Here is a 15,321-nt window from a genome sequence, read left to right as displayed (position 1 = left end):
CAGCTCCTACAGGTATACGCAAACTTCTGTAGGAGCTGCCGAAGGCTGCGATCTTTGTGAAATCACCTCGAAACTAAAGGGTATTCCAACTCGCCAGCAATGCCGGCAAATCAGTCAGGCTGCGAATCTCCGCATCCGGCAAGCGATCGGCTTCCCAGACCTTGCCCGCCGGGTTGAACCAGATCGCCCGCATTCCCGCCTGTTGCGCACCGGCAATGTCATCGCCCGGATGATCGCCAATGTGCACCGCCGTTTCAGCGGTCGCGCCACCACGCTGCAACGCCTCATGAAACAGTCGCGCATCGGGTTTGGCGATGCCGATGTCTTCGGCACACAACGCAAACTTGAAGTAGTCCGCCAGCCCCAGCCGACGCACATCGGCGTTGCCATTGGTGACCACGCCGAGGGCGTAATGATTGGCGAGGATTTCCAGGGTCGGTTCGACCTCCGGAAACACATCGATCTGATGGCGAGCGTGCAGAAACACTTCAAAACTCTTGTCCGCCAGATCCGACGCCTCGTCATGCCCGTAACCGGACTCTTCCAGCGCATGGAACAGCACCCGTCGACGCAGGGCGCTGATGCGGTGCTTGAGGCTTGGCTCGTTGCTCAATATACGCTCGCGAATAGCCCACAGATGCTCCACCGGCACTGCCCCAAGGTTGGGCGCGTGCTCGGTCAGCCATTCACGCAAAACGGTTTCGGCGCTGGCGATCACGGGGGCGGTGTCCCACAGGGTGTCGTCGAGGTCGAAGGTGATCAATTGAATACTCATGAATCGTCGCCTTTCATGCGTTTGGCCCGTGGGTGGGCGCTGTCGTAGACCGCTGCAAGATGCTGGAAGTCCAGGTGGGTGTAGATCTGCGTGGTCTTGATGTCCGAGTGTCCGAGCAGTTCCTGCACCGCGCGCAGGTCCTGGGAGGACTCCAGTAAATGGCTGGCGAAGGAGTGCCGCAGCATGTGCGGATGCAGGTTTTGCCCCAATTCGCGTTCTCCGGCAGCCTTGACCCGCACCTGGATCGCCCGCGGACCGAGACGGCGACCTTGTTGGCTGACAAACACCGCATCGTCCGCCGGGTTGGCCATGGCCCGCAGTGGCAGCCACTGTTCCAGGGCTTCGCGGGCCTTTCTTCCTACCGGCAGCAGACGAGTCTTGCTGCCTTTGCCGAGTACCTGGACCATACCGTCAGCCAGGTCGAGCTGGTCGAGATTGAGTCCCGTCAACTCCGACAACCGCAGCCCGGAGGAATAGAACAGCTCCAGAATCGCCTGGTCCCGACGTGCCAGAAAGTCATCTTCAACCCCGCCTTCAAGCAGTTGCAGGGCGCGGTCGGTGTCGAGGGTTTTCGGCAGGCGGCGTTCGCCTTTCGGCGGCGCAAGACCATTGGCCGGATCGTGGTCGCACAGACCTTCGCGGTTCAGGTAATGATAGAGCCCGCGAACGGCAGACAGCAATCGCGCCAGGCTGCGGGACGATTGGCCCTGGGCGTGCAAGCGGGCAATCAGGCTGCGCAGGCGCTGGATGTCCAGCGCCGCCCAGCTGCCGATGTTCTGTTTGACGCACCAGCCCAGCACTTTATCGAGGTCGCGGCGGTAGGCCGATAGCGTGTGCGGCGACACCTGCCGCTCACTGCGCAGGTGTTCGCAGTAAGCGTCCAGTTGCCGTTCCATGTTCAGCGTACCGAGCGCAGGGAGTTGTTGACCCGTGGCAGTACGCGACCCATGACTTCAGCGATGTAGCTCAGGAACAGGGTGCCCACCGAGCTTTTGTAGTGCTGCGGATCACGGCTGGCGATGGCCAGGATGCCGTGGATGCCTTGGTGGCTGATGACAACGACCGCGGTGGAGCCAATCTGCTTGCGCTGTTCTTCACCGAACAGGAAGTCCAGTTCGTGCTCGCGCAGGCTGCCGCTGACGCTTTTGTCTTCCGAGAGTAAACCACCGATGGCCACTTGTGCTTCGGCGTGGGTGACCCAGCGGCCCACCGACATGGCGTTGTCGCCGAGCAGGATGAGGCTGACGAAGGGCACCTGGAACTCCTGACGCAGGCTGTCTTCGACGCACATCACCACGTCTTCCAGGCTGGCGGCATCCATCAACGCCAGGATCAGGCGACGGGTCTTGTCGAACAGCCGGTCGTTGTCCCGGGCCACGTCCATCAAATGCGACAGGCGATGACGCAGTTCAATGTTGCGGTCGCGCAGTATCGTCATCTGACGTTCCACCAGCGACACGGTATCGCCGCGTCGATGGGGAATACGCAGGGACGGGAGCAGTTCTTCGTGCTCGACGAAGAAGTCCGGATGAGCCTCCAGGTACGCGGCAACAGCCGCCGCCTCCAGGCTTTCGGACGGTGATTCGTCAGCTTGTCGTGCGGGTACCTGGGGCTTGTCGGTCATGGATTTCGCTCACTCAAAGACGCACTTGTCCTTCATATACGCGCACTGCCGGGCCGGTCATCATCACCGGTTGGCCAGGGCCTGCCCATTCGATGGACAAGCGCCCGCCAGGCAGATCGATCAATAGCGGCGAATCCATCCACCCCTGGCTGATCGCGGCCACTGCGGCGGCACAGGCGCCGGTTCCGCAGGCCTGGGTTTCCCCGGCTCCACGCTCCCAGACGCGCAACTGCGCGCGGCTCCGGTCGATGACCTGGAGAAAACCGACATTGACCCGTGCCGGGAAGCGCGGGTGATGTTCGATTTTCGGCCCCAGTTCATGCACCGGCGCATTGTTGATATCGCTGACCCGCAGCACGGCATGGGGGTTGCCCATGGACACGGCAGCCAGATCGACCGGGGTGCCGTCGACATCGACCTGATAACTCTTGGCCTGCTCCGGCGCCTGGAACGGAATATCCGCCGGCACCAGGCGCGGGGCGCCCATGTTGACACTGATCTGGCCGTCGTTTCGCACGTCCAGTTCGATGACGCCGCTTTTGGTCTCGACGCGGATCTGCCGTTTTGCGGTCAGGCGCTTGTCCAGTACGAAGCGAGCGAAGCAGCGCGCACCGTTACCGCACTGTTCCACTTCGGAACCGTCGGAGTTGAAGATCCGATAGCGGAAGTCCACGTCCGGGTTACTCGGCGCCTCGACGATCAGCAACTGGTCGAAACCGATGCCGGTGTGCCGGTCACCCCATTGTTTGGCGTGCTTGGGCAGAATATGTGCGTGCTGGCTGACCAGGTCGAGGACCATGAAGTCATTGCCCAGGCCGTGCATCTTGGTAAAACGCAGCAGCATGGTTTTACTCCGGCAGCAGGCTTTCGCCAGCAAACAACTCGGCTACCGTCTCACGGCGACGCACTTCAAATGCCTGATCACCGTCCACCAACACTTCAGCGGTACGGCCGCGGGTGTTGTAGTTGGAGCTCATGACAAACCCATAGGCACCGGCCGAATGCACGGCCAGCAGGTCGCCTTCTTCCAGTGCAAGTTGACGATCCTTGGCCAGGAAGTCGCCGGTCTCGCAGATCGGGCCGACGATGTCGTAGGCGCGAGCAGCAGAGGCGCGCGGGCGCACGGCAGTGACGTCCATCCAGGCTTGATACAGCGCCGGGCGGATCAGGTCGTTCATGGCGGCGTCGACGATGGCGAAGTCTTTGTGCTCGGTGTGCTTGAGGTACTCGACCTGGGTCAGCAGCACGCCAGCGTTGGCCACGATGAAGCGGCCCGGCTCGAACACCAGCGCCAGGTCACGACCGTCGAGACGCTCGCGCACGGCCTTGATGTAGTCGGCAGCCAGTGGCGGCTCCTCGTCCTTGTATCGCACGCCCAGGCCACCACCGAGATCGATGTGGCGCAGGTAGATGCCACAATCGCCGAGGCGGTCGACCAGGCCCAACAGGCGGTCGAGAGCGTCGATGAACGGAGGCAGGGTGGTCAGTTGCGAGCCGATGTGGCAATCGACGCCGACCACTTCCAGGTTCGGCAGTTGCGCGGCACGCACGTACACGTCTTCGGCGTCGGCGATGGCGATGCCGAACTTGTTCTCTTTGAGACCGGTGGAAATGTACGGGTGGGTGCCGGCATCTACGTCCGGGTTCACGCGCAGCGAAATCGGCGCGCGAACGCCCAGTTCGGCGGCGACCACTTGCAGGCGTTCCAGCTCGTCGGTGGATTCGACGTTGAAGCAGTGCACGCCGACTTCCAGGGCGCGACGCATGTCGTCACGGGTCTTGCCGACACCGGAGAACACGATCTTGTCGGCGCTGCCGCCAGCGGCCAGTACGCGTTCCAGCTCGCCACGGGAGACGATGTCGAAACCGGCGCCCAGACGCGCCAGGACATTCAGTACGCCCAGGTTGGAGTTGGCCTTTACAGCAAAGCACACCAGGTGCGGCATGCCGGCCAGTGCATCGGCGTAAGCCAGGTATTGGGCTTCGATGTGTGCACGGGAGTAAACGTAGGTCGGTGTACCAAAGCGCTCGGCGATGGCAGACAGGGCAACACCTTCCGCGAACAGTTCACCGTCACGGTAGTTAAAAGCGTCCATGAGGTTCCCTTATTGGTAGACGTCGTGCTTGTGTGCTTTCGAGGCAGGCTGTTGTTGCGACGATATGGCCTGCTCGGCAGGGTCCTGATTTTCGTCAGGCAGGTACAGCGGGCCTTTTTGACCACAGGCCGACACAAGGCAGGCAACCGCGACGATCGCAGCAAGGGAAGAGATCAGGCGCTTCATGGCGAAATCCTTGAAAATGCATTAATTGCGCCGGAGTATACCGGCCACCCGGCAGCTTGCCTATGCAACGGGGCTCCCGTCCGGCGGGGCTTGGGCCGTGGCCAGCCGGTATCACGCAATCCCTGAGGGAGCGGCGGTGCGGCGATCCGACTTGCTCCGGGCGGCGATCCGACGAAAGCGGTGTGTCAGCCAACGAACAGGTTGAATGTACCTGCCATTCGCGAGCAAGCTCGCTCCCTCAGGTCGTTATCCTTTGCAATCGACAGGGCTCGGTCGTATCTTGCGGCGCTTGAGCCTGATCAGACACTTTTTGAGGTTGCCGTAATGAGTTTGTCCGAAGCGCGTTTCCATGACCTGGTCGATACCACCCAGCAAACCCTGGAGGACATCTTTGACGACAGCGACCTGGACATTGACCTCGAAAGCTCGGCCGGTGTGCTGACCGTCAAGTTCGAGAACGGCAGCCAGTTGATCTTCAGTCGCCAGGAGCCGCTGCGTCAACTGTGGCTGGCAGCGGTTTCCGGCGGTTTCCACTTCGACTACGACGAAGAAAGCGAGCGCTGGATGTGCGACAAGAGTGAAGAGCAGTTGGGTGAAATGCTCGAGCGTATCGTCCAGCAGCAGGCTGGTGTCGAGCTCGATTTCGAAGGCCTGTGAGATCGTGACCCAGGCTGCGCCTGTCCGTGCGCCCAAGCCGCTCTACAGCAATGTCAGCCCGGCGGTGCCGTCGCCGTGCAGCGGAGTTTGCCGGCTGGATGAGCAGAAAGTCTGTCTGGGCTGCTTCCGCCATGTCGAAGATATACGTGAGTGGCGTTCGGCCGATGACGATCGTCGGCGCGTGATTTGCGCGCAGGCTTCGAATCGCAAGGCTGGCGCTCTGTAGGAGCTGCCGAAGGCTGCGATCTTTTGGCAGCTCTGTAGATTGCTGAAGAACAAGATCAACAGATCGCAGCCTGCGGCAGCTCCTACGCCGCCGTGTGGCGGCTTGTATATTTTTTGAGCTGTGATAGTGTCCGGAAACGCCTCAACCCACCGAGGCTTGTGAAAACCCCGCCTTTTTCTGGCGGGGTTTTGCTTTTTTCGTGCAGAAGAAAGGAGTCTGCCCAGATCATGACCGCACCTTCCATCACTCTTACCCGTTTGGACGTCCAGCGTCTGGAGCGTCTGATCGATAGCCTGGACGAGACACTGCCGGGCGTTATTGCGCTGCAAACCGAACTGGATCGCGCCGATACCGTGGTCGGCCACGATGAAGTGCCGGCGGATGTCGTGACCATGAATTCCCGTGTGCATTGCCGTGAAGAAGGCAGTGGCAAGGACTACCACCTGACCCTGGTGTACCCCAAGGATGCGAATGCCGACGAAGGCAAGGTCTCGATCCTGGCACCGGTGGGCAGCGCACTGCTCGGCTTGAAGGTTGGTCAGCATATCGATTGGCCGGCTCCGGGCGGCAAGACCCTGAAGCTGACGCTGCTGGAAGTCGAATCGCAGCCGGCCAATGGCGGCGCGTTCCCCGAGTGACACCCCTCAGACCTGATCGAGCGCCTCGTTCAACGCGTGCTCCAGGTCAGCCTTGTAGCGCAGGTACAGATGAGTGGAACTCTGCCCTTCGCCGAGCAGGCCTGACAGGTCGAGGTCAGTGATGTAGCAGCGATAACGTTCGGTCTCCCGGCGCTGCCCGACGATTTCCCGGGCGACCACGCTGAACAGCTGGTCGCCATGTTCCAACTCGGAAAACTCCCGTTGATTGCAATACAGCGTGACCTGCACCTGACCCGGTGCGGCTTTGCCGATGATCGCCTGCACGTCGTAGAACGGCTTGTTCACCGGTGTCTGCGGTGCCGGCCGGGCTTCGAAGCGGCGCGCCCGGCCAGGGCCTGACGGCAGCAACTGGCAATACAGGGTGTCGAGGTTCAAGGGGTGGGCAGCATCCATTGGCAACAGGGTATCGCGACGGTGCTGGATCGATTGCAGGAAACGCTGCAGCGGCACCAGCAGGCTTTGCTCGTCGTGCCAGGGCAGGTGTTGCTGCCACAGGGCATTGAGCTCATCGAGCACGTACAGATCGGCCTGATTTTCGTTGACCCGATAGAACACTTGTATGCAGTCCGGCTGGCCCGTCGGCAGGAACAGCGCGAGGTCGTGGTCTTCCAGTGCCTTCGGATCCAGGTGCAACGGGCTGTAGCCGGCCATTTCCTCGCCCAGGTAATCGACCAGCGCCGGTAGAGTGGCCAGCGCGACGTGCTGGACCTGGCCCGACACCAACTCCAGTACGTGGTAGTGCTGCTGGACCTGGATCAGGTAGCGATGATTGAGCCGGCTCAACAGCAGGTTCTGCGCGGTATCGAGGAGTTCTTCCACTCGTTGGGCGATGAACTGCGCGCGGTTATGGCAGAAGCAACGTACCCGCAGTTTCGGCTGATGTGGCCCGGCCGGCAGGTTGTTGAGGTAATCGCGGATGCACTCGAGCAGGGCGTGGGGGCCGTCGTAGCGACCGACCAGCACTTCATTCCAGCTGTTGAGCGTGACCTGGTCCAGGGTCAGCACCAGGTTTTCCCGGACACCGGCGTAGCTCAGGGAATCGGTGCGCTCGGTGGTCATCAGGATGTTCAGATCGCGATGGTGCTTGAGCGGATCGATGCCGACATTCACCAGAATCAGCACTTCACTTGGCACGCTGGCGCGCAGCAGAGGTTCTTCGGCGACGGTGGGCAAGGGCAGGGCGATGGTCTGTTGCAGGCTGCCGAGCAAGTTGAACAGTTCGAATTCGCTCAAGTCGCTGGTGCCGGGGTGCAGGGCCAGGCGGGTACTGCTGTCGATCACTCCGTTACGGTGACACCAGGTCAGCAGTTCCAGCAAGTGGCGGCTGCGTTTGATCGGCGCGAAATGTTCCCACTCCAGCGCCGTCAGGTTGCTGTTGTACAGGCGCCACTGGCTTTGCCCCGGTTCTTTCCTGTTCGGTGCGTGCACCAGCGTCAGGGTGTCTTCAGCCAGGTCCGGGGCGATACCGGGGTTGATGAGCTCGACTTTGCCGGCCTTGCGCTCGAACGCGGCGTACAGGCGACGGCCGAGGACACTCAGGTCGCGTTTGTTGATGCGGCTGACCGTTTGTTCGTGACGGGCAAACTGGGTGAGGAAGCGGTAGCTGTAGTTCAGCTCATTGACCAGCGCCCGCCGCTCGGAGCTGACCTGGCGGATTTTCCACTGACTGCGGCTATCGAGCAGGGCCAGTTGGCGCTGGTCCCAGTGCCATTCGCGGGCCAGGCGCTCGAGCAAAGAGCGTTGCCAGCTCTGGGTGCGGCTGCTGCCGGTGAGTTTGCGATTGACCTTCAGGTACAGCGCGCGACGCACCAGCTCCAGCCGTTCCGGTTCGTTGCGGGCGACCAGGTATTCCTCGATGCGCCGGTACACCACGACATACGGGTCCAGTTCGTCGAGGTCGAGCCGGTTGGCGAATACCGCTTGTTTGAAGCGCAGGCTCAGGCAATGAACCCTTGGGTGTTCACTGGCGTAAACCTCAGTCAGCAACAGCTTGAGTACCGACTTGTAGGGTGACTCGATGCCCTTGAACAACTGCCAGAGCCCGGCGCCGATAAATTCACCGGGCGGGATGAAGGCCAGATTGCCGAGGTCGAGGGTTTCATCGGTGCGGATGAAGCGTTTGGAGATCAAGGTATGGGTGTAGCGGTCGTAGCTCGACTCTTCGTAGACCGGCACCAGCCACCAGATCGGTGTACGTCCGGCCAGCCAGATCGCAGTGCGGTAAAACTCGTCCAGCAACAGGTAGTGCTGGGTGGTGCCACAATCTTCCGAACTCAGCTGGGTATCGCGCTCGCCCCGGACGAAACGGGTCGGGTCGATCAGAAAGAAGTGCGCCTCGGCACCCTGGCTGGCGGCCCAGATTTCCAGCAACTGGCATTTTTTGTGCAGTTCGGCGAGTTCGTTCTCGGTCAGGTCCGGCCCATGGCAGACCCACACATCCATGTCGCTCTGGTCGGCCTGAGCCAGGGTGCCGAGGCTGCCCATCAGGAACAGTCCGTGAATCGGCCGGGGCGGGTTGCTGCCGTGGCGCGGTTTGTAGGAAAACGATCGGGTCAGGCGCTGGGCTTCAGCGAGGACATTGGCATCCGGTTCGAAATTCGACAGCCCGGCCGGCGTACTGCCGGATACGTAGCCGGGTAACAGCGGATGGTTCACGTGGAAAAACAGCGGCAGCAAGGTCAGGACCCCTTGCTGGCGGGTCGACAACCCTTCCATGGCGCGAGCCATGCGTCCTTCGTTGAGTTTCAGAAAGCGTGCGCGCAACTGGCTGAGAACCTTGCGGTCGATTCCCTCGTCCAGATCGGGGCGGATTTCATGGTTGCGCGTCATGTCAGCTCAAACCGGCTCGCAGGGCTCGGACGTGGGGCTCTTCGGATGAGGGGCAGTTTAGCGCCTTGAGGCGAGGACCTTTAAGCGGATTTTTTCTGGCGTCAGATTTCTATCGGCTGGAGACGGAAATCAGGGGAGTGTGCCCGCGGAAATCCCTGGGTCGGGGTCTCCGTGGGCGATGCGGCAGAATTCAGGCTGTTACTTCGGCGTTAAGAATTGTCAGCACGGATTGCACATTTTGCGCGGCGTCACGACCCAGGCTGGTCAGGTAACCGCCATCAGGCTGGTCGGTCAGTTCTTTTTCAAAGAGGCGTTTGGCGGCGGCAATGTGTTTCGGGGCAGCGGTCTGATGAATTTTCAGACCTTCCTGGGAACTGTCCAGGTTGAAGAGTGCGAGGACTTCCAGTTCGGCAACCAACTCAGGGGTAAGCGACATAAGGACTCCAGACTTTCTAGGAATTGGACGACAGCGCCCCTAAGGTGAACCCGCTTGTCCGGCATGTCCAGTGCCCGCGACAGGGTTTTTTCTCTGTAGGAGCAGCCGGTCGACGCTCGATTGCTCGCGAAGGTCGTCAACGATGACGCTGGAAACCTGACACCCCGCGGCGCTCTCGGGTTTTCGCGAGCAATCGAGCGTCGACCGGCTGCTCCTACAGGGAGTATGTGGGCTTACTGCTTTTCCGGCGGCAACTCAGGCAATGCGCGCAGCGCGGCTTCGTACCATTCGGTGTTGAACGGGCGGTCTTCTTCGAGGATCGCGTCGATTTCTACCGCCAGAACGTGAGCCATCAAGTTGAGGATTTCTTCCCGCTCGTAGCCCACCAGCGTCAGCTTGTTGAGCGTCGCCTTGGCCGCTGGCGGGTTGTCGCTTTCGATCTGGTTTTCGATGGCCTGGATCAGGGTGCTTTCGGCGAACTCTTCTTCGTCGTTGTCGTTGTCGATATCGGTTGGCTCGCTCACGGCAGGCTCCTCAGGGAAAGGTGGTCAGTTTACCCGCATTCAGCCGCATGATGCTTCTGGCAAGAATCCCGGCAACGTTCTATAAACACGCACTGCCCACCCCGCACGGCCTGGAGGCTATGTGATGTTTAAACTTTATGGATTTTGTGTCAGCAACTATTACAACATGGTCAAGCTGGCGTTGCTGGAAAAAGGCCTGCCGTTCGAGGAGGTCATGTTCGTCCCGACCCAGACCCCGGAGTCATTGGCGATCAGCCCGCGGGGCAAGGTCCCGGTACTGGGCGTCGAGCAGGGCTACATCAATGAAACCAGTGTGATTCTCGAGTACATCGAACAAGCCCAAAAGGGCAAGCCGCTGCTACCGAATGAGCCGTTCGAGCGCGCGCAGGTGCTGGCGTTGGCCAAGGAAATCGAGCTGTACATCGAACTGCCGGCGCGAGCCTGCTTCCCGGAGGCATTTTTTGGCATGACGGTGCCGGAGGCGATTAAGGAAAAGAGCAAGGCTGAGTTGCTACAGGGGTTTGCCTCCCTGGCCTGGCACGGCAAATTCGCCCCTTATGTGGCTGGAGAAAGCTTGAGCATTGCCGATCTGTACTTCCAGTACAGCGTGTCACTGGCCAGTGCGGTCGGGCAGAAGGTGTTCGGGATTGATCTGCTGGCAGAAATGCCGGCGGCCAAGGCGTTGCTGGAGCGTCTGGGACAGAACCCCAACGTTCAGCGAATTGCGGCGGACAGAGAGGCGGCGATGCCGGCGTTCATGGCGATGGTCGCCAGCAAGAAGTAGGTTTTGTAGCGTTCTTGCGAATGTCATCGCGGGCAAGTCGGATCGCCGCTCCGACTTACCTGCGATGTTTTTAGCTTTTAGCGGCTGGCGAGCAACGCCTGACCGCGAACCACGGCAGCCTTCACCTGCGCCGGCGCAGTACCGCCGATGTGGTTACGGGCATTGACCGAGCCTTCGAGGGTCAGCACGGCGAACACGTCCTGATCGATCTGGTCGCTGAACTTGCGCAGCTCTTCCAGGCTCATTTCCGCCAGGTCCTTGCCGCTGTCCACACCGTACTTCACGGCATGACCGACGATTTCGTGGCAGTCACGGAATGGCAGGCCGCGACGCACCAGGTAGTCGGCCAGGTCGGTGGCTGTGGAAAACCCGCGCAGCGCGGCTTCGCGCATCATCGCGTGCTTGGGCTTGATCGCCGGCACCATGTCGGCAAAGGCCCGCAGCGAGTCGCGCAGGGTGTCGGCGGCGTCGAACAGCGGTTCCTTGTCTTCCTGGTTGTCCTTGTTATAGGCCAGAGGCTGGCCTTTCATCAGGGTCAGCAGGCCCATCAGCGCACCGAATACGCGACCGGTCTTGCCACGCACGAGCTCCGGCACGTCCGGGTTTTTCTTTTGCGGCATGATCGAGCTGCCAGTGCAGAAACGATCGGGCAGATCGATGAACTGGAACTGCGCGCTAGTCCACAGCACCAGCTCTTCGGAGAAGCGCGACAGGTGCATCATCGCGATGCTGGCGGCTGAACAGAATTCGATGGCGAAATCGCGATCGGAGACGTTATCCAGCGAATTGCCGCCAACCGCGTCGAAACCCAGCAGTTGGGCAGTGTACTCACGATCGATCGGGTAGGTGGTGCCGGCCAGTGCGGCGCTGCCCAGCGGCATGCGGTTGGTGCGCTTGCGGCAGTCGACCAGGCGTTCGTAGTCGCGGCTGAGCATCTCGAACCAGGCCAGCATGTGGTGCCCGAACGTCACTGGCTGTGCAGTCTGCAGGTGGGTGAACCCCGGCATGATGCTGGCGGCTTCGCGCTCGGCCTGCTCCAGCAGGCCTTTTTGCAGGCGGGTGATTTCGGCCAGGATCAGGTCGATCTCGTCACGCAGCCACAGACGGATGTCGGTGGCGACCTGATCGTTACGGCTGCGGCCGGTGTGCAGTTTTTTTCCGGTCACGCCGATGCGGTCGGTCAGCCGCGCCTCGATGTTCATATGGACGTCTTCGAGGTCGATGCGCCAGTCGAACTGGCCGGCCTCGATTTCACCCTGGATGGTCTTCAGGCCATCGATGATGCTGTCGCGCTCGGCATCGGTCAGCACGCCGACCTTGGCCAGCATGGTGGCGTGGGCAACCGAGCCCATGATGTCGTGGCGATACAGGCGCTGGTCGAAGGTGACGGAGGCGGTGAAGCGGGCGACGAAGGCGTCGACGGGTTCACTGAAGCGGCCGCCCCAGGACTGATTGGTCTTGTCAGTGCTCATGAATTCGCTCGTATCGGCTTGAAGTAGGAAGGCGTGGAACGCTGGTGCGGATAATAACAGGGTTGCCAATCCTGTCGCTGACACTGGTCGACAGGATTTTTTTGGGGGGACGAGTCCAGGCTAGGGTAAGCCCCGCGCATTTTTGCGGAACGATATTTTCCAATTGAGCTATATCGTCCCGGCAACCGTCTACAGTTGGACGTAGGATCAGCGCACTTTTCGTTGCAGCCGCTGATTATAAAAAGAGGGAGTGTTCAGATTGCGTAACAGCAAACCCTGTGGCGATGTGTCGCCAATGCGGGCCTGGGCCGCCAATCGCCCGGCAGATGAAAATTTAGCCGCCGGACCAACGGCACTTTTTGACGCTCGCGCTAGTCTTAGCGTGGATCGCGGTGACGGACGTCACTTCACCTGTCTACGCTATCCTTGTGCGAGACTCACGCAGGAATCCAGCGCAATATGAATGTCCTGATCGTTGATGACGAACCCTTGGCCCGCGAGCGCCTGAGCCGAATGGTTGGCGAACTCGAGGGATACAGTGTCATGGAGCCTAGTGCCACGAATGGCGAAGAGGCGTTGGCACTGATCGACAGCCACAAACCGGATATCGTGCTGCTTGATATCCGCATGCCCGGCCTCGATGGCCTGCAAGTGGCTGCGCGATTGTGCGAACGTGAAACCCCTCCCGCCGTAGTGTTCTGCGCCGGGCCCGATGAATTTACCGTGGAAGCCTTACAGGCCAGCGCCGTAGGCTATCTGGTGAAACCTGTGAGAACTGAACAATTACATGACGCATTAAAGAGAGCTGAGCGCCCCAATCGTTCCCAACTCTCCGCCCTGACCCGTCCTGCTGCCGAAAGCGGCAGCGGCCCGCGTAGCCATATCAGCGCCCGGACCCGTAAAGGGATTGAGCTGATTCCGCTGGATCAGGTGGTGTACTTCATTGCCGACCACAAATACGTGACCTTGCGCCACGAAGGCGGCGAAGTGCTGCTCGATGAGCCGCTCAAGGCCCTCGAGGACGAATTCGGTGACCGCTTCGTGCGCATCCATCGCAATGCACTGGTCGCCCGCGAGCGTATCGAGCGACTGCAGCGCACCCCCTTGGGACATTTTCAGCTGTTTCTCAAAGGTCTCAACGGTGATGCGCTGATCGTCAGTCGACGCCATGTGGCTGGCGTGCGCAAAATGATGCAACAGCTTTAAACAGCTGTTCGCAGGCGAATTTCACACCCGATTGCCGGACATCCGGGGCCAGGGAGGCCGAGTAGTATCTGATACAAGTCAAAGTGGATTTGGCTGAGATGTTATTATCCGCCGTATCTATTCAGTACGGATTGATCCATGTCCTCTCGTCAGATCCGCATCGCCACCCGCAAAAGCGCTCTCGCCCTGTGGCAGGCCGAATACGTCAAAGCCCGTCTTGAAGCGGCCCATCCGGGCCTGCTGGTCACTCTCGTCCCCATGGTCAGTCGTGGTGACAAGCTGCTTGACTCACCGCTGTCGAAAATCGGTGGCAAGGGCCTGTTCGTCAAGGAGCTCGAAACCGCGCTGCTGGACAATGAAGCCGACATCGCCGTGCACTCCATGAAGGACGTGCCGATGGACTTCCCCGAAGGCCTTGGTCTGTTCTGCATCTGCGAGCGGGAAGACCCGCGCGATGCGTTCGTTTCCAACACCTATGCCAGCCTGGATGAGTTGCCCCAGGGCAGCATCGTCGGCACCTCCAGCCTGCGCCGCCAGGCTCAATTGCTGACCCGTCGCCCGGACCTGGAAATCCGTTTCCTGCGCGGCAACGTCAATACGCGCCTGGCCAAGCTCGATGCCGGCGAATACGACGCCATCATCCTCGCCGCTGCCGGCCTGATACGCCTGGGATTTGAAGATCGCATTACCTCGGCCATCAGTGTCGACGACAGCCTTCCAGCCGGTGGTCAAGGCGCGGTGGGTATCGAATGCCGCAGCGCCGACCGTGAAATCCATGCTCTGCTGGCGCCCCTGCATCATCAGGACACCGCCACCCGCGTGACCGCCGAACGTTCTCTCAACAAGCACCTCAATGGCGGCTGCCAGGTGCCGATTGCCTGCTACGCCGTACTGGAAGGTGAGCAGCTGTGGTTGCGCGGTCTGGTGGGCGATCCAAAGGGTGGTCTGCTGCTCAGCGCAGAGGCCCGGGCTCCTCGCGGCGATGCCGAAGCGCTGGGGGTGCGGGTGGCCGAAGACCTTCTCAGCCAGGGTGCCGACGCCATACTCAAAGCGGTCTATGGCGAGGCTGGTCACGAGTGATCGGCTGGCGCTTGCTGCTGACGCGTCCCGCCGATGAGTCGGCGGCGCTGAGCAGTCTTTTGGCTGAGCAGGGGATATTCAGTAACAGTCTGCCGCTTTTGGACATCATGCCGATTGCGGTCACTGACACAATGCGCCAGGTGATTCTGACGCTGGATCAGTTCTGCGCGGTCATTGTGGTCAGCAAGCCGGCCGCCCGGATCGGCGTCGATCTGCTCGAGCGGTACTGGCCAACGCCGCCCGGTGTGAAGTGGTTCAGCGTCGGCGCGGCGACTGCGCAGATCCTCGAGGATCACGGATTGGACGTGAGCTTCCCGGCAGAAGGCGATGACAGTGAAGCCTTGCTCGAATTACCCCGACTACGCGAGGCTATCGCACATCCCGATGCACGAGTGTTGATCCTGCGCGGGGAGGGCGGGCGCGAGTTGCTGGCGGAGCGTTTGCGTGAGCTTGGTGCTAGTGTCGAGTATCTGGAACTGTACCGCCGGGCATTGCCGATTTACCCTCCGACAGCGCTGCCGGAGCGGATCCAGGCGGAACGCCTGAACGGGCTGGTGGTCAGCAGTGGACAAGGTTTTGAGCACCTGCATCAACTGGCCGGCGACGCCTGGCCGCAGTTGGCGCAGTTGCCATTGTTTGTACCAAGCCCCAGGGTTGCCGAGCTGGCGCGTGCCGCCGGGGCCAAAACAGTTGTGGATTGTCGCGGCGCGAGTGCCGCGGCCTTGCTGACGGCGTTACGGGAGCATCCCGTACCCGTTTTCTAATGC

Annotated in this window: 17 protein-coding genes; 7 read left to right on the top strand and 10 right to left on the bottom strand. The window is 60.9% G+C overall.

Features of this window, described 5'->3' with window-relative positions; all coding sequences use genetic code 11:
• Positions 1-73 precede the first annotated feature (73 nt).
• Genes KW849_RS24915 through KW849_RS24890 form a run of 6 tightly spaced genes read right to left on the bottom strand, consistent with a single transcriptional unit; the run spans position 74 to position 4,681 of the window.
• Complete coding sequence (locus KW849_RS24915; protein ID WP_218431716.1) at positions 74-775, bottom strand: HAD family hydrolase; 702 nt, start codon at positions 773-775, stop codon at positions 74-76.
• Entirely contained in the window at positions 772-1,671 is a 900-nt protein-coding gene (gene xerC / locus KW849_RS24910) for a tyrosine recombinase XerC (RefSeq protein WP_218431715.1), read from the bottom strand. The genes KW849_RS24915 and xerC overlap by 4 nt, the downstream gene beginning before the upstream one ends.
• Positions 1,672-1,673: 2 nt before the next feature.
• Positions 1,674-2,399, bottom strand: coding sequence for a DUF484 family protein (locus KW849_RS24905; protein WP_218431713.1), 726 nt, complete (start codon positions 2,397-2,399; stop codon positions 1,674-1,676).
• Positions 2,400-2,412: 13 nt separating this feature from the next.
• Positions 2,413-3,243, bottom strand: coding sequence for a diaminopimelate epimerase (gene dapF, locus KW849_RS24900; RefSeq protein WP_218431712.1), 831 nt, complete (start codon positions 3,241-3,243; stop codon positions 2,413-2,415).
• A gap of 4 nt (positions 3,244-3,247) precedes the next feature.
• Positions 3,248-4,495 (bottom strand): diaminopimelate decarboxylase, encoded by a 1,248-nt coding sequence (gene lysA / locus KW849_RS24895; RefSeq protein WP_108217203.1) that lies wholly within the window; start codon positions 4,493-4,495, stop codon positions 3,248-3,250.
• 9 nt (positions 4,496-4,504) lie between these two features.
• Positions 4,505-4,681, bottom strand: coding sequence for a lipoprotein (locus KW849_RS24890; RefSeq protein ID WP_218431702.1), 177 nt, complete (start codon positions 4,679-4,681; stop codon positions 4,505-4,507).
• Positions 4,682-5,005: 324 nt separating this feature from the next.
• On the opposite strand from KW849_RS24890, the gene cyaY reads away from it, so the two are divergent.
• The 3 genes from cyaY to rnk all read left to right on the top strand — a co-directional run bounded on the left by cyaY (position 5,006) and on the right by rnk (position 6,202).
• Positions 5,006-5,338, top strand: a complete 333-nt coding sequence (cyaY, locus tag KW849_RS24885) for an iron donor protein CyaY (RefSeq protein WP_218431699.1) — start codon at positions 5,006-5,008, stop codon at positions 5,336-5,338.
• A 4-nt stretch (positions 5,339-5,342) separates the two neighbouring features.
• Entirely contained in the window at positions 5,343-5,564 is a 222-nt protein-coding gene (locus KW849_RS24880) for a DUF1289 domain-containing protein (protein ID WP_218431791.1), read from the top strand.
• Between the two features lie 227 nt (positions 5,565-5,791).
• On the top strand, positions 5,792-6,202 hold the full coding sequence (gene rnk, locus KW849_RS24875; RefSeq protein ID WP_007992229.1) for a nucleoside diphosphate kinase regulator: 411 nt from the start codon (positions 5,792-5,794) through the stop codon (positions 6,200-6,202).
• Between the two features lie 6 nt (positions 6,203-6,208).
• Here the strand turns inward: rnk and KW849_RS24870 are convergent, their stop codons facing one another.
• The 3 genes from KW849_RS24870 to KW849_RS24860 all read right to left on the bottom strand — a co-directional run bounded on the left by KW849_RS24870 (position 6,209) and on the right by KW849_RS24860 (position 10,012).
• On the bottom strand, positions 6,209-9,052 hold the full coding sequence (locus KW849_RS24870) for a class I adenylate cyclase (protein ID WP_218431689.1): 2,844 nt from the start codon (positions 9,050-9,052) through the stop codon (positions 6,209-6,211).
• A 190-nt stretch (positions 9,053-9,242) separates the two neighbouring features.
• A complete protein-coding gene (locus KW849_RS24865) occupies positions 9,243-9,488 on the bottom strand; it encodes a TIGR02647 family protein (RefSeq protein WP_007980796.1) in 246 nt (81 codons plus the stop codon).
• Between the two features lie 233 nt (positions 9,489-9,721).
• Complete coding sequence (locus KW849_RS24860) at positions 9,722-10,012, bottom strand: hypothetical protein (protein ID WP_218431686.1); 291 nt, start codon at positions 10,010-10,012, stop codon at positions 9,722-9,724.
• Positions 10,013-10,136: 124 nt separating this feature from the next.
• Between KW849_RS24860 and KW849_RS24855 the strand changes: the two genes are divergently transcribed.
• Positions 10,137-10,796, top strand: coding sequence for a glutathione S-transferase (locus tag KW849_RS24855; protein ID WP_218431683.1), 660 nt, complete (start codon positions 10,137-10,139; stop codon positions 10,794-10,796).
• 77 nt (positions 10,797-10,873) lie between these two features.
• Here KW849_RS24855 and argH read toward each other — a convergent pair whose 3' ends face one another.
• Positions 10,874-12,268, bottom strand: coding sequence for an argininosuccinate lyase (gene argH, locus KW849_RS24850; protein ID WP_218431676.1), 1,395 nt, complete (start codon positions 12,266-12,268; stop codon positions 10,874-10,876).
• 459 nt (positions 12,269-12,727) lie between these two features.
• Between argH and KW849_RS24845 the strand changes: the two genes are divergently transcribed.
• The 3 genes from KW849_RS24845 (at position 12,728) to KW849_RS24835 (ending at position 15,318) form a co-directional block, all read left to right on the top strand.
• Positions 12,728-13,474 (top strand): LytTR family DNA-binding domain-containing protein, encoded by a 747-nt coding sequence (locus tag KW849_RS24845; protein ID WP_218431675.1) that lies wholly within the window; start codon positions 12,728-12,730, stop codon positions 13,472-13,474.
• A 138-nt stretch (positions 13,475-13,612) separates the two neighbouring features.
• Positions 13,613-14,554, top strand: a complete 942-nt coding sequence (gene hemC, locus KW849_RS24840) for a hydroxymethylbilane synthase (RefSeq protein ID WP_218431674.1) — start codon at positions 13,613-13,615, stop codon at positions 14,552-14,554.
• Positions 14,551-15,318, top strand: coding sequence for a uroporphyrinogen-III synthase (locus tag KW849_RS24835; protein WP_218431673.1), 768 nt, complete (start codon positions 14,551-14,553; stop codon positions 15,316-15,318). The genes hemC and KW849_RS24835 overlap by 4 nt, the downstream gene beginning before the upstream one ends.
• Positions 15,319-15,321: the final 3 nt, after the last annotated feature.

It is taken from the genome of Pseudomonas sp. PDM26 (assembly GCF_019219185.1).
Classification (GTDB): Bacteria; Pseudomonadota; Gammaproteobacteria; order Pseudomonadales; family Pseudomonadaceae; genus Aquipseudomonas.
The sequence above is the reverse complement of the archived record's forward strand: the minus strand, read 5'-3'. Positions and strand labels throughout refer to the sequence as shown.